Origin of the sequence: Caldalkalibacillus thermarum, from assembly GCF_014644735.1 — a bacterium.
Lineage (GTDB): Bacteria > Bacillota > Bacilli > Caldalkalibacillales > Caldalkalibacillaceae > Caldalkalibacillus > Caldalkalibacillus thermarum.
Genome location: NZ_BMKZ01000019.1, coordinates 48,257 through 60,431 on the forward strand (window position 1 = coordinate 48,257; position 12,175 = coordinate 60,431).

Sequence of the window (12,175 nt, forward strand, 5' to 3'; positions counted from 1 at the left end):
GGTGGTGACATAGCCGCAAAGTCAAATGGGTGATGCTATGAAGCCGAAGGAGATTTGGTTGATTCGAATAAGGCCATAAACTCCGCATTTGATTTGGTGGCTTTTAATTTGCGGATAAATTGCTCGGTAAAATCAGGGTTTTCACTCATCTTTTGTCGAATCGCCCACAATTTTTCCAGGTCATCGGGATCCAGCAACAGTTCTTCCCGGCGCGTGCCTGAGCGCCGGATGTCAATAGCCGGATAAATCCGCCGTTCAGCGAGACGGCGGTCCAGATGCAGTTCCATATTGCCGGTCCCCTTAAATTCTTCGTAAATCACATCATCCATGCGTGATCCTGTATCAATTAAGGCGGTTGCCAAAATGGTCAAACTGCCCCCCTCTTCAATATTCCGTGCTGCACCAAAGAAACGCTTGGGGCGGTGAAAAGCAGCCGGATCTATCCCGCCGGACAAGGTGCGCCCGCTCGGGGGAATCACGAGGTTGTAGGCCCGTGCCAGGCGGGTAATGCTGTCTAATAGAATGACCACATCTTTTTTATGTTCCACCAAACGCATGGCCCGTTCCAAAACCAATTCCGCCACACGGATGTGATTTTCAGGCATCTCATCAAATGTGGAACTGACCACTTCACCTTTCACAGAGCGTTGCATATCAGTCACTTCTTCGGGACGCTCGTCGATTAAAAGGACAATCAGCTCAATTTCTGGATAATTGGTGGTAATGCTGTTGGCGATTTCCTTCAGCAGCATGGTTTTCCCCGCCTTGGGAGGGGCCACAATCAATCCCCGTTGTCCCAACCCGACCGGGGCAATCAAGTCAATGATGCGGGGAGCCAGCTTATCCGGGGTGGTCTCCAGGACCAGTTTTTTATCCGGGTAGACAGGGGTGAGTCCGGGAAAGTGCACCCGTTCCTTAGCCAGTTCGGGATCCTGGCCGTTCACCGCGTCCACATGCAACAAGCCGAAATAACGTTCGTTTTCCTTGGGCGGTCTCACTTTTCCCGATACTTTGTCTCCGTTCCTCAGTTCAAAACGGCGGATCTGGGAGGCAGAAATATAAATATCTTCAGAGGAAGGCGAATAATTGATCGGGCGCAAAAAGCCGTAACCTTCGCTTAAAATCTCAAGAACGCCTTCCATAAACAAATAACCGTCTTTCTCAGCTTGAGCTTTAAGAATGGCAAAAATCAACTCTTTCTTTTTCAGTTGCGAGTAATAGGAGATTTTATACTCCCTAGCCAGTTTATATAGTTCGCTTAATTTCTTTTCTTCCAAACTGGCTAACTCTAAATGTGTTGTCATCGTCTTCTCCCACCACTTTTCATAGATTTAATCCCTTTTTGGTGCTGTGTCTGTAGCTGAATTTATTTGTTAACGGTCATCTTGATCCTCTTCAATCACCATGTGAGGTTTCCGTTCCAGCCGGTGCTTGGCGTGAATAAAGCGCACCGTTCCCGATTTGGCCCTCATGACCACCGATGTGGTTTCCGCTGTATTCCCCTGGAAACGCACACCCCTTAACAGCTCTCCATCAGTGACACCGGTGGCAGCGAAAATGGCATCGTCCCCTGAGACCAGGTCATCCATACGCAAGACCTGATTGGGGTTGGTGATGCCCATCCGTTTGCACCGTTCCCACTCTTCCTCCGTTTGAGGGACAAGACGTCCCTGAATTTCGCCACCCAGACACTTTAAGGCAACAGCGGCGATCACCCCTTCAGGCGCACCGCCGATGCCGAACAAGATATCCACGCCCGTGTTTTCAAAAGCCGTATTAATGGCTGCGGCCACATCCCCATCAGAAATCAGCTTGATGCGGGCGCCCGCTTGGCGTATCTCCTCTATAATTTTCTGGTGTCTTTCCCTGTCCAAAATGACTGCAACCAAATCGGAAATATCTTTATTGGTTGCTTTCGCCACGGCTTTTAAATTATCTGTCACTGACGCGTTCAGGTCAATCTGGCCGACGGCAGCAGGCCCCACGGCAATTTTCTCCATATACATGTCCGGAGCATGGAGCAAATTGCCCTTGTCGGCAATGGCAATCACGGACAAGGCATTCCATGTGCCTTTGGCCACAATGTTGGTGCCTTCCAGAGGGTCAACAGCCACATCGACCTCGGGCCCCTGACCTGTCCCTAATTTTTCACCAATATAGAGCATGGGCGCTTCATCCATTTCCCCCTCACCAATCACCACTGTGCCCCGCATGGGAATGGTATCAAACACTTTACGCATGGCTGTGGTGGCCGCATCATCTGCCTCCTCCTTGCGTCCGCGCCCCATCCAGCGGGCTGAAGCCAAGGCAGCTGCTTCAGTGACGCGGACCAGTTCCATGGTCAAGCTTCTCTCCATGTCGTTCCCCCCCTTGGTTATCTCCTTTCCCTGTGTCGCCTGAACCTGCCCATGAAAAGGCTTTTACAACAGCACCCATGATCTCCCTGTGAAGAGATCATGGCCAACACAATGATTCACGCTGACTGTCAAGCACTCGTTGTCAATCAAAGTCAAAGTCTTCACTCACAAACCATCCGGGAAAAATTGATGAGAGGTGTAAGGATGAAGAGGAATGGGTTATTTAACACGGTACAGGGGAACCTGTCCTTCTCTTGACTGACGCCAAATGTGTGCCCCCAAGCCTTTGAATTTGGCTTCCAACTGCTCATAGCCCCGTTCAATATGCTCCACACCGCTGATCTCGGTCAATCCGGAAGCAATAATGCCGGCAATCACCAAGGCAGCGCCAGCTCGGAGGTCAGTGGCGGTGACTTTGGCACCAGTCAACGGTGTCGGGCCGTTAATAATGGCTGAACGGCCTTCCACTTTGATATTGGCGCCCATGCGCCTGAGTTCATCCACTTGCTTGAAACGGGAACTATAAATGGTGTCCGTGACAATGCTCGTTCCCTCTGCCTGTGTCAGCAACGTGGTCATCGGCTGCTGCAGGTCGGTCGGGAAGCCAGGATGAACCAAGGTTTTAATATCTACAGCCTTAAGCGTGCTTTGGGTGGCATCGACGATAATGTGTTCGTCTGCTTCAATCACTTTGACACCCATTTCACGCAACTTTGAAGAGAGGGCTTCCACATGTTTGGGGATCACCTGATCCACCATCACTTGCCCGCGGCTGGCAGCGGCTGCAATCATGAACGTGCCCGTCTCAATCCGGTCGGGAATAATGCTGTGACGGCAGCCATACAGCCGTTTGACCCCTTCGATGCGGATCACATCAGTTCCGGCCCCTTTAATTTTAGCTCCCATAGAAGACAGCAAGGTGGCCACATCAACGATCTCCGGCTCCTTGGCCGCATTCTCTATAATCGTTTGTCCTTCCGCTTTGACAGCTGCCAGCATGATGTTGATGGTAGCACCTACACTGACCACATCCAAATAGATGCGGGCCCCGCGCAAACGTTCAGCTTCCAAATAAATGGCGCCTTTTTCAGTGCGCACCCTGGCCCCCAAAGCTTCAAAGCCCTTAATATGCTGGTCAATAGGCCGGGGACCCAGATTGCATCCCCCAGGCAGGCCGATTGTGGCCCGCTTGAACCTTCCCAGCATGGCACCCATCAGATAATAGGAAGCGCGCAATTGTTTAACCCGTCCGTTGGTTAACGGAACAGCTTTGATCCGGCTGGTGTCAACAGTTAATTCACCGTCTTGTAAACGGACTTGTCCGCCAATCTCTTTTAATAGCTTAATCAGCATGTGTACATCTCGAATATTGGGCACGTTGTCAATCACTGTTTCCGATTCGGCCAGGATAGTGGCTGGAATCAGTGCAACCGCGCTGTTTTTGGCTCCGCTGATTTGAACTCTGCCTTTTAAGGGAGTACCCCCTTCTATCACGATGTTTTCCATGAAGAATGGTCTCCTTCCTGTGCACTGTCTGAGACTATAACTATAGTATTTACCAAATGAACCCGGTTTAACAGGGTGATCCGGTCACTGCTGGGTTTTTTCCCAGTCTCTTAAAAACTTTTCAATGCCAATATCAGTTAAAGGATGTTGGATCAGTTGCTTAAGCACCTTATAGGGAATCGTGGCAATGTGGGCGCCACGCAAGGCCGCCTCCCGCACATGCTGGGGATGGCGGATCGAAGCAGCGATAATTTCAGTCTGGATATCATGGAGACTAAAAATCTCAGCAATATCGCTAATGAGTTCCATTCCATCATGGCCAATGTCATCTAAGCGGCCCAAAAACGGGGAGACATAGGTGGCACCGGCCCGGGCAGCTAACAGGGCCTGGTTGGCAGAGAAAATAAGCGTCACATTGGTTTTAATCCCTTTTTCCTGAAAGGCGTGCACCGCTTTTAATCCTTCAGCCGTCATGGGCACCTTAATGGTAATTTGGGGGGCAATCCGGGCCAGTTCTTCCCCTTCGGCAATCATGTCCTCCGCTTTCTCGCTAACCACTTCGGCACTGACTGACCCTTTCACCACTGCACATATTTCCTTTAAGCGGGTGTGAAAATCAACCCCTTCCTTAGCCACCAGTGTGGGGTTGGTGGTCACCCCGGCCAAAATCCCTAAGGCATGAGCTTCCTTTATTTCGTCCAAGTTGGCGCTGTCAATAAAGAATTTCATCACTTTGCCCCTCCTGTTATTCTGCTTTTTGACTGGAGCCGAATTCCCGCATCTTTCCTTTGACCGTTTCTTTAATCGTTTCCCTGGCCGGGCCAAGGTATTTGCGCGGATCATACAAGGACGGGTTTTCCTCCAGCACACGGCGCACGGTCTTGGCTGATGCCATTTGATTTTCCGTATTGACATTAATTTTGGCCGTTCCCAATGAAATCGCTTTTTGAATATCTTTCAGCGGAATGCCGGTTCCACCGTGCAGCACAAGGGGAACGCCTGTCAGCTTTTGGATCACTTCCATGCGGTCAAAACCCAATTTGGGCTCCCCTTTGTATGGACCGTGCACGGACCCAAGAGCGGGTGCCAAACAGTCCACCTTCGTTTCGCGCACCAGTCGTTCACATTCTTCAGGAACGGCATACATCGCTTCAGCATCGTCTACGACCAAATCATCTTCCTGACCGCCGATGCGTCCTAATTCTGCCTCAACGGAGACGCCTAAGACATGAGCCACATCCACTACTTTTTTCGTCAAGGCGATATTCTCTTCCAAGGGCAGGTGTGAACCGTCAATCATCACTGAAGTAAAACCGGCGTGAATGGCTTTCACACAATTTTCAAACGAAGACCCGTGATCGAGGTGAATGGCCACTGGAACAGTTACGTTATACTCCTCCATTAAAGCCTTGACCATGTTAACAACCAGCTTAAATCCTCCCATGTAACGGGCAGCACCTTCACTGACACCTAAAATGACGGGAGAGCGCTCTTCCTCAGCCGCTTGCAAAATAGCCTGGGTAAATTCAAGATTATTCAGATTAAACTGTCCAACCGCATATTTCCCCTCAACCGCCTTGTTTAACATTTCTGTCATTGATACCAAAGGCATGGTGTATGTATCCTCCTTAACTGATCTTATTCCTTTTTAATTATACTAGCCTGTTTGGTTCCCAGCAAATGAATCTTTACGAGGTCAAGGACAGCAAGTACTCTCCCACTTTTTTGCGCAACTCGTTAATATCAAAAGGCTTGGCAAAATGGGTCAAGACGCCTAATTGCATAGCTTCCTTGATCATGTCCAGCTCGCCGTAGGCGGTCATCATAATGACCTGAATCGTGCTGTCATATTCTTTAAGGTGTTTCAAAATATCCAAGCCGTTCATCCCCGGGATTTTCATATCTAAAAGCACAAGGTTCGGCCGCTCTTTCCTGGTAATCTCCAGGGCCTGTTGGCCATTGGCCGCTTCAAATGTCAGGTAACCTTCACTTTGAAACACCTCAGATAATAACATCCGAATGCCGTATTGATCATCCACGATTAAGATCTTGGCTTGCGCCATATGGATCCCCACCTTTTCCCAACTGTTCGTTTATTGTAACATTCTCGTTTAAACCGTCATAATCCTTTTTTTTTTCGCCCATTTGTGAGAAAAAGCAGGGGGAAGGGGGAGCGGTGATCTTAATCGTGGATCAAAAGTCCTAATCAAAGCAGTTCTTAAGGCCTGTTCTTTAATCCCTCCGGCAGCATTCCGTTGAAAGACCTTTGGCCAGCTTAAGCCTGGTGCTCCAGGGCGTGTTTGATAAATTCTCTGAACAATGGCTGGGACCGGTTGGGACGGGAAGTAAACTCGGGATGATATTGGCTGGCCACAAACCAAGGATGATCCACCAGCTCAATCACTTCCACCAAACGCCCGTCCGGCGATGTGCCAGAAAATTTAAATCCGTGCTGTTCAAACAGGGAGCGGAATTCATTGTTAAATTCGTAACGGTGGCGATGACGCTCGTAAACCAGCTCCTCCTGGTAGGCTTGATAAGCTTTGCTGTTTTTATGCAACTTGCACGGATAAAGCCCCAGGCGCATCGTTCCGCCCAAATCCTGAATCTCTTTCTGCTCAGGCAGAAGATCAATGACAGGATAGGGGGTATCCGGATTGATTTCAGAGCTGTGGGCCCCCTCTAATCCAAGCACGTGGCGGGCAAATTCCACACAGGCCAGCTGCATCCCTAAGCAGATGCCCAAAAACGGGATGCGCTTTTCCCTGGCATAGCGGATGGCGGCAATTTTGCCGTCAATGCCCCGGTCCCCAAACCCGCCGGGAACCAGAATACCATCCACACTTTGCAGTATTTCTGCTACGTTTTCGGCCGTCACTTCCTCTGAATTGACCCAGCGAATGTTCACTTCGGTATCATTGGCAATCCCCGCATGATTTAAAGCCTCGGCCACAGACAGGTAGGCATCAGGCAGGGTCACATATTTACCGACCAGGGCGATCTCGGTAACGCGGCTTAAGTTCTTAATTTTGGCCACCATTTCTTTCCATTCGGTCATATCGGCTTCTGGTGCATGAAGCCCTAATTTTTGAAGCACGTAATCGTCAAAATGCTGCTCTTGCAATAAAAGGGGGACCTCATATAAAGTGTCCACATCCTGCGCTTCAATGACGGCTTCTTTTTCGATGTCACAAAACAGGGCCAGTTTTTCTTTCATTTCTTCGGACAGCTTATGTTCCGTGCGGCACACAATAATATCCGGCTGGATGCCTATGCTGCGCAACTCTTTCACGCTGTGCTGGGTGGGCTTGGTTTTCAACTCACCAGACGCTTTTAAGTAAGGAATCAGCGTGCAATGAATGTACAGCACGTTTTCGCGGCCGATATCGTTCTTAATCTGCCGGATGGCCTCCAGGAAAGGCAAACTTTCAATATCGCCCACCGTTCCCCCGATCTCCGTAATGACCACATCAGGATTGTCCACTTTTCCGGCCTTAAAGACCCGGTCCTTGATTTCGTTGGTGATGTGGGGAATCACCTGCACCGTGGCACCCAGATAATCTCCCCGGCGCTCTTTGGTGATGACCGAAGAATAAATTTTACCCGTCGTCACATTGCTGTTAGCGTTCAAATTAATATCAATAAAGCGCTCATAATGCCCTAAATCCAGATCCGTTTCAGCCCCATCCTGGGTGACAAACACTTCCCCATGCTGGTAAGGACTCATCGTCCCCGGGTCGACATTAATGTAAGGATCAAACTTTTGAATGGTCACTTTGAGCCCCCGGTTTTTCAATAAGCGGCCCAAAGAGGCTGCCGTAATCCCCTTCCCCAACGATGACACAACTCCGCCTGTGACAAAGATGTATTTTGTCATGCGTGATCCTCCTTTTTCTCTTTCCTAGTGTAACTGATGTGGGGAGTCTTAAACCTCTTGTCTTCAACCTCTTGTGTATAAGAAAAAGGCACCCCTTTGTAGGGGCGCCTTAAGCTCTGAGCTATTGGCTTCCTTCATGCTCTTAAGCATGAAGGCGAACATGGTCTGTTCAAGTTTTGGCCCAGCACATATGTTACTCCTTCAGCACAAAGATGTCAAGTTTTGAAATAGGCTTCTTCTACCGCATGCTTACCGGCAGGCCTTGAGAATCTTATTGAAGATCTCATTTAATATTGTCATCATCCAGGTCATCAAACGGGGGAAACTCATCATCCAGTTCATCATCCAGCGGTTCATCCAGATCGGTGTCCAAACCGTCTTCCAGGTCTTCATCGTAAAGTTCTTCGTCGTCCAGTACGTCATCCTCTAATTCGTCAGCCAGGTCATCATCATAGTAATCATCGTCCGGATCATGCTTTTTCTTTTTCTTCTTAGACTCGGCCACCACAGGTTCATCCGTCTGTTCGACGGGATACCAGCTGCGCAAGCCCCACAGGTTGTCCCCCACGGGCATGAAGCGGCCATCTACATTAATCTCCGTATACAGCCGGGCGATCAAGGTTTTTCTTTGCTCATCTGCAATGCCCTTCAGGTCCATCACTTCTTTAAACAAAGTATCAAAAGGTTTGGGCTCTTTGGCTTCTTTAAGGAGATGGTAAACAAGATCGACCATTGACATTTCCTGGATGGTCAGTTGATCGAGTTCCTTGAGCGCACTCAATCCTAGCACTTCCCTTCTTCAGTCTCTGGTATGCACTGTCAGTGATGATTCTATCACTACATTATAGACTGAATAAAGGATTTTATGCCACACCCTTTTCGGAGGATTTACATATTGCGGCGGTATTGTCCGCCCACTTCATATAACGCTTGCGTGATTTGCCCCAGACTGGCCACCCGGACGGTATTCATCAGCTCGGCAAAGATGTTGCCTCCGGAACGGGCAGTTTCCTTCAGGCGCTCCAGCGCTTGGGGCGCCTTGTCTTTATTTCTCTCCTGGAAAGCGCGGAGGTTGGCGATTTGCTGGTCTTTCTCTTCCTTGGTCGCCCGGGCCAGCTCCAGATTAAATTCTTCTTCTGCTTGTTTGTTCGGATTGAGGAAGGTGTTCACCCCGATGATGGGCAGCTCGCCGGAATGCTTCTTCTGCTCGTAATAGAGAGATTCTTCCTGGATTTTACTGCGCTGATACTGTGTTTCCATGGCCCCCAGCACTCCGCCCCGGTCGCTGATCCGCTTCAGTTCCATCAAAACGGCCTCTTCCACCAGGTCAGTCAGCTCTTCGATAATAAACGATCCTTGCAGCGGGTTTTCGTTTTTGGCCAAGCCCAGTTCTTTATTGATAATCAGCTGAATGGCCATGGCCCGGCGCACCGATTGTTCGGTCGGTGTGGTGATCGCTTCGTCATAGGCATTGGTATGCAAGGAGTTACAATTGTCGTAAATGGCCATCAAGGCTTGCAAGGTGGTGCGGATGTCATTAAAGTCAATCTCCATGGCGTGCAAGGACCGGCCTGAGGTCTGAATGTGATACTTCAGTTTCTGGCTCCGTTCGTTAGCCCCGTACTTGTACTTCATCACGACAGACCAGATGCGGCGGGCCACCCGGCCGATCACCGTATATTCCGGATCAAGGCCGTTGCTGAAGAAGAACGACAAATTGGGTGCAAAATCATCAATGTGCATGCCCCGGCTGAGATAGTACTCCACATAGGTGAAACCGTTGGCCAGGGTAAAGGCCAGTTGGGTGATGGGGTTGGCTCCCGCTTCAGCAATATGGTAGCCGGAAATGCTGACCGAATAGTAGTTGCGCACCTTGTGCTTAATAAAGTACTCCTGAATGTCGCCCATCATGCGCAAAGCAAAATCGGTGGAGAAAATGCAGGTGTTTTGCCCCTGGTCTTCTTTCAGGATATCGGCCTGCACCGTGCCGCGCACCGTCTGCAAGGTGTAAGCTTTGATTTGCTCCCGTTCCTCTGGGGTTGGTTCGCGGCCTTCACGTTCCTTAAATTTGTCGATCTGCTGGTCGATGGCCGTATTAAAGAACATGGCCAGGATAATGGGCGCCGGACCATTGATGGTCATGGAGACACTGGTGTTAGGGGCGCACAGGTCAAAGCCGGCATACAGCTTTTTCATATCGTCCAAGGTGCAGACACTGACCCCGCTTTCCCCTATTTTGCCGTAGATGTCCGGCCGCTCATCGGGATCATGGCCATACAAGGTGACGCTGTCAAAGGCAGTAGACAAACGTTTCGCTTCACTGTCTTTGGACAGGTAGTGGAAGCGGCGGTTGGTCCGCTCTGGCGTCCCCTCTCCGGCAAACATGCGCGTCGGATCTTCCCCTTTGCGTTTGAAGGGGAATACCCCGGCTGTAAACGGGAAGCGGCCCGGGACGTTTTCCTTCAGCAGCCATTTGACAATGTCTCCCCAATCTTCATAGCGGGGCAGGGCGACCTTGGGAATCTTGGTCCCAGCCAGAGAAGTGGTGTACAATTCCGTCACAATTTCTTTGTCACGCACCTTGACCACATGCTGATCCTGCTTGTAAGTTTCTTTCAGTTCCGGCCACTTCTCCAGCTGTTTTCTCACTTCAGGATCCAGCTTGTTTTTATAGTGCTCTTTCAGCTCTTCCAGCTGGTTGAGAACAGCTTCAACCGATGCTGAGTCCTGTTTTTGCTGATTCTTAGCGTCCATTTCCTCTGTGTCCAAGGCATCGGCCGTATCAGCATCCTGTCTGTGCAGGGCTTCCCGCAGCGCTTGTTGAGCCCCTTCCAGCTGATACCATTTGCGGGCCAGCTGGGCCTGCTCTTCCACAAACTTGCGGTATTCTTTCACGGTCTGCACGATTTCAGCCAGATAGTGTGTCCGCTCCGGGGGAATGATTTGGTTTTTGTTGACCAAGTCACCTTCGGTGGCAATGGTGACCGGCCAATCCAATCCCATCTTTTCGTTAATTTTGCGAATCAAGGCCGCAAACAACCGGTTGGTGCCCGGATCCTGGAACTGGCTGGCGACCGTGCCGTATACCGGCAGTTCTTCATCCGGCGTGTTAAACAACTGGTGGTTGCGCTTATATTGCTTGTGCACCTCCCGCAAAGCATCTTCTGATCCTTTGCGGTCAAATTTGTTAATGGCGATCAAGTCAGCATAATCCAGCATTTCGATTTTTTCCAGCTGGCTGGGTGCACCAAATTCACTGGTCATCACGTACATGGACAAATCACACACATTGGTGATTTCCGCATCGCCCTGCCCGATGCCGCTTGTTTCCACAATAATGAGGTCAAATCCGGCGGCTTTGACGACTTCAACCGCTTCATGGACAGCCTCGCTTAACTCTGTGCGGGAGGAGCGGGTAGCCAGACTGCGCATATAGACCCGCGGATTATAGATGGCATTCATGCGGATGCGGTCTCCCAGCAGCGCTCCGCCCGTTTTTTGTTTGGAAGGATCGACGGAAATAATCGCCACTGTTTTGTCCTCATACTCATTGAGGAAACGGCGGACCAACTCATCGGTTAAGGAGCTTTTGCCCGCACCGCCTGTACCGGTAATCCCCAGCACAGGTGCGCGCCGGTTCGCTTCCGCTTTGGACTTGATGGCCCTAAACAGCCGGCGGGTCTTTTCATCCACAGGTTCAAGCTGTACGCCCCCCGAGGCAATGGTGACCCGTTCCCGCTGTCCTATGGTCTCGTAAGCATTTTCTGCCAAGGTAATCAAGCGGGCGATCAGCTGCGTCTCTTTGACGCTCAGCTTTTCGACAGCGTGTTCATCTAAGGGGAGGTTGCCAACGTCCAGCGGTGAAAAATCAGCAGCTTCCATCACCTTGTTAATCATGCCTTGCAGGCCAAGCTGCCGCCCGTCTTCAGGGGAAAAGATCCGTGTAATCCCATAGTCGTGCAATTCTTTAATTTCGGGCGGAGTAATAACCCCGCCGCCCCCGCCAAAAATTTTAATATGACCGGCTCCCCGCTCATTTAACAGGTCATACATATACTTAAAATACTCCATATGGCCGCCCTGATAGGAACTGACGCAAATGCCCTGTACATCCTCCTGAATGGCGGCATCGACGACCTCATCAACGGACCGGTTGTGTCCAAGATGGATCACTTCTGTGCCAGATGCTTGCAAAATGCGGCGCATCACATTAATGGCGGCATCATGTCCGTCAAACAAACTGGAAGCGGTTACAAAGCGGAGTTTATGTTTAGCTTGATACACGTTGTGCCCGCTCATGCTGCTCAACCTCCCTCTAGAAATGTTGATCTATCAAGGCTTTTCGGCCTCTCAGGGGTGTCCAAAAAATATTTTTCGACAAAATCCCTTACATCCTTTTTCAGTTTTGTGGATATCTTACAGACCTAGGGTGCGC

General features: G+C 50.2%; 9 protein-coding genes. All 9 read right to left on the reverse strand.

Annotated features, from left to right (window positions below):
- Positions 1 to 35 precede the first annotated feature (35 nt).
- On the reverse strand, positions 36 to 1,304 hold the full coding sequence (rho, locus tag IEW48_RS09235) for a transcription termination factor Rho (protein ID WP_188623560.1): 1,269 nt from the start codon (positions 1,302 to 1,304) through the stop codon (positions 36 to 38).
- Between the two features lie 69 nt (positions 1,305 to 1,373).
- Positions 1,374 to 2,357, reverse strand: a complete 984-nt coding sequence (gene glpX / locus IEW48_RS09240) for a class II fructose-bisphosphatase (RefSeq protein ID WP_188623561.1) — start codon at positions 2,355 to 2,357, stop codon at positions 1,374 to 1,376.
- A 219-nt stretch (positions 2,358 to 2,576) separates the two neighbouring features.
- The gene (gene murA / locus IEW48_RS09245) at positions 2,577 to 3,863 is read right to left on the reverse strand and encodes a UDP-N-acetylglucosamine 1-carboxyvinyltransferase (protein ID WP_188623562.1); all 1,287 of its coding nucleotides are present in this window, start codon (positions 3,861 to 3,863) and stop codon (positions 2,577 to 2,579) included.
- Between the two features lie 84 nt (positions 3,864 to 3,947).
- Complete coding sequence (gene fsa, locus IEW48_RS09250; protein ID WP_188623563.1) at positions 3,948 to 4,592, reverse strand: fructose-6-phosphate aldolase; 645 nt, start codon at positions 4,590 to 4,592, stop codon at positions 3,948 to 3,950.
- A gap of 16 nt (positions 4,593 to 4,608) precedes the next feature.
- Positions 4,609 to 5,475 (reverse strand): class II fructose-1,6-bisphosphate aldolase, encoded by an 867-nt coding sequence (gene fba, locus IEW48_RS09255; protein ID WP_007504629.1) that lies wholly within the window; start codon positions 5,473 to 5,475, stop codon positions 4,609 to 4,611.
- Between the two features lie 76 nt (positions 5,476 to 5,551).
- Positions 5,552 to 5,926: a response regulator gene (locus IEW48_RS09260; protein ID WP_188623564.1), complete on the reverse strand. Its 375-nt coding sequence runs from the start codon at positions 5,924 to 5,926 to the stop codon at positions 5,552 to 5,554.
- Between the two features lie 212 nt (positions 5,927 to 6,138).
- Positions 6,139 to 7,740 (reverse strand): CTP synthase, encoded by a 1,602-nt coding sequence (gene pyrG, locus IEW48_RS09265; RefSeq protein ID WP_188623565.1) that lies wholly within the window; start codon positions 7,738 to 7,740, stop codon positions 6,139 to 6,141.
- A 283-nt stretch (positions 7,741 to 8,023) separates the two neighbouring features.
- Entirely contained in the window at positions 8,024 to 8,521 is a 498-nt protein-coding gene (gene rpoE, locus IEW48_RS09270; protein ID WP_229704003.1) for a DNA-directed RNA polymerase subunit delta, read from the reverse strand.
- Positions 8,522 to 8,628: 107 nt separating this feature from the next.
- Entirely contained in the window at positions 8,629 to 12,039 is a 3,411-nt protein-coding gene (locus IEW48_RS09275; protein WP_188623566.1) for a methylmalonyl-CoA mutase family protein, read from the reverse strand.
- Positions 12,040 to 12,175 lie beyond the last annotated feature (136 nt).

Excerpts from the sequence above, each read along its gene's own strand:
- rho (WP_188623560.1), bottom strand. The coding sequence starts at position 1,304 with ATGACAACACATTTAGAGTTAGCCAGTTTGGAAGAAAAGAAATTAAGC.
- glpX (WP_188623561.1), bottom strand. The coding sequence starts at position 2,357 with ATGGAGAGAAGCTTGACCATGGAACTGGTCCGCGTCACTGAAGCAGCT.
- murA (WP_188623562.1), bottom strand. The coding sequence starts at position 3,863 with ATGGAAAACATCGTGATAGAAGGGGGTACTCCCTTAAAAGGCAGAGTT.
- fsa (WP_188623563.1), bottom strand. The coding sequence starts at position 4,592 with ATGAAATTCTTTATTGACAGCGCCAACTTGGACGAAATAAAGGAAGCT.
- fba (WP_007504629.1), bottom strand. The coding sequence starts at position 5,475 with ATGCCTTTGGTATCAATGACAGAAATGTTAAACAAGGCGGTTGAGGGG.
- IEW48_RS09260 (WP_188623564.1), bottom strand. The coding sequence starts at position 5,926 with ATGGCGCAAGCCAAGATCTTAATCGTGGATGATCAATACGGCATTCGG.
- pyrG (WP_188623565.1), bottom strand. The coding sequence starts at position 7,740 with ATGACAAAATACATCTTTGTCACAGGCGGAGTTGTGTCATCGTTGGGG.
- IEW48_RS09275 (WP_188623566.1), bottom strand. The coding sequence starts at position 12,039 with ATGAGCGGGCACAACGTGTATCAAGCTAAACATAAACTCCGCTTTGTA.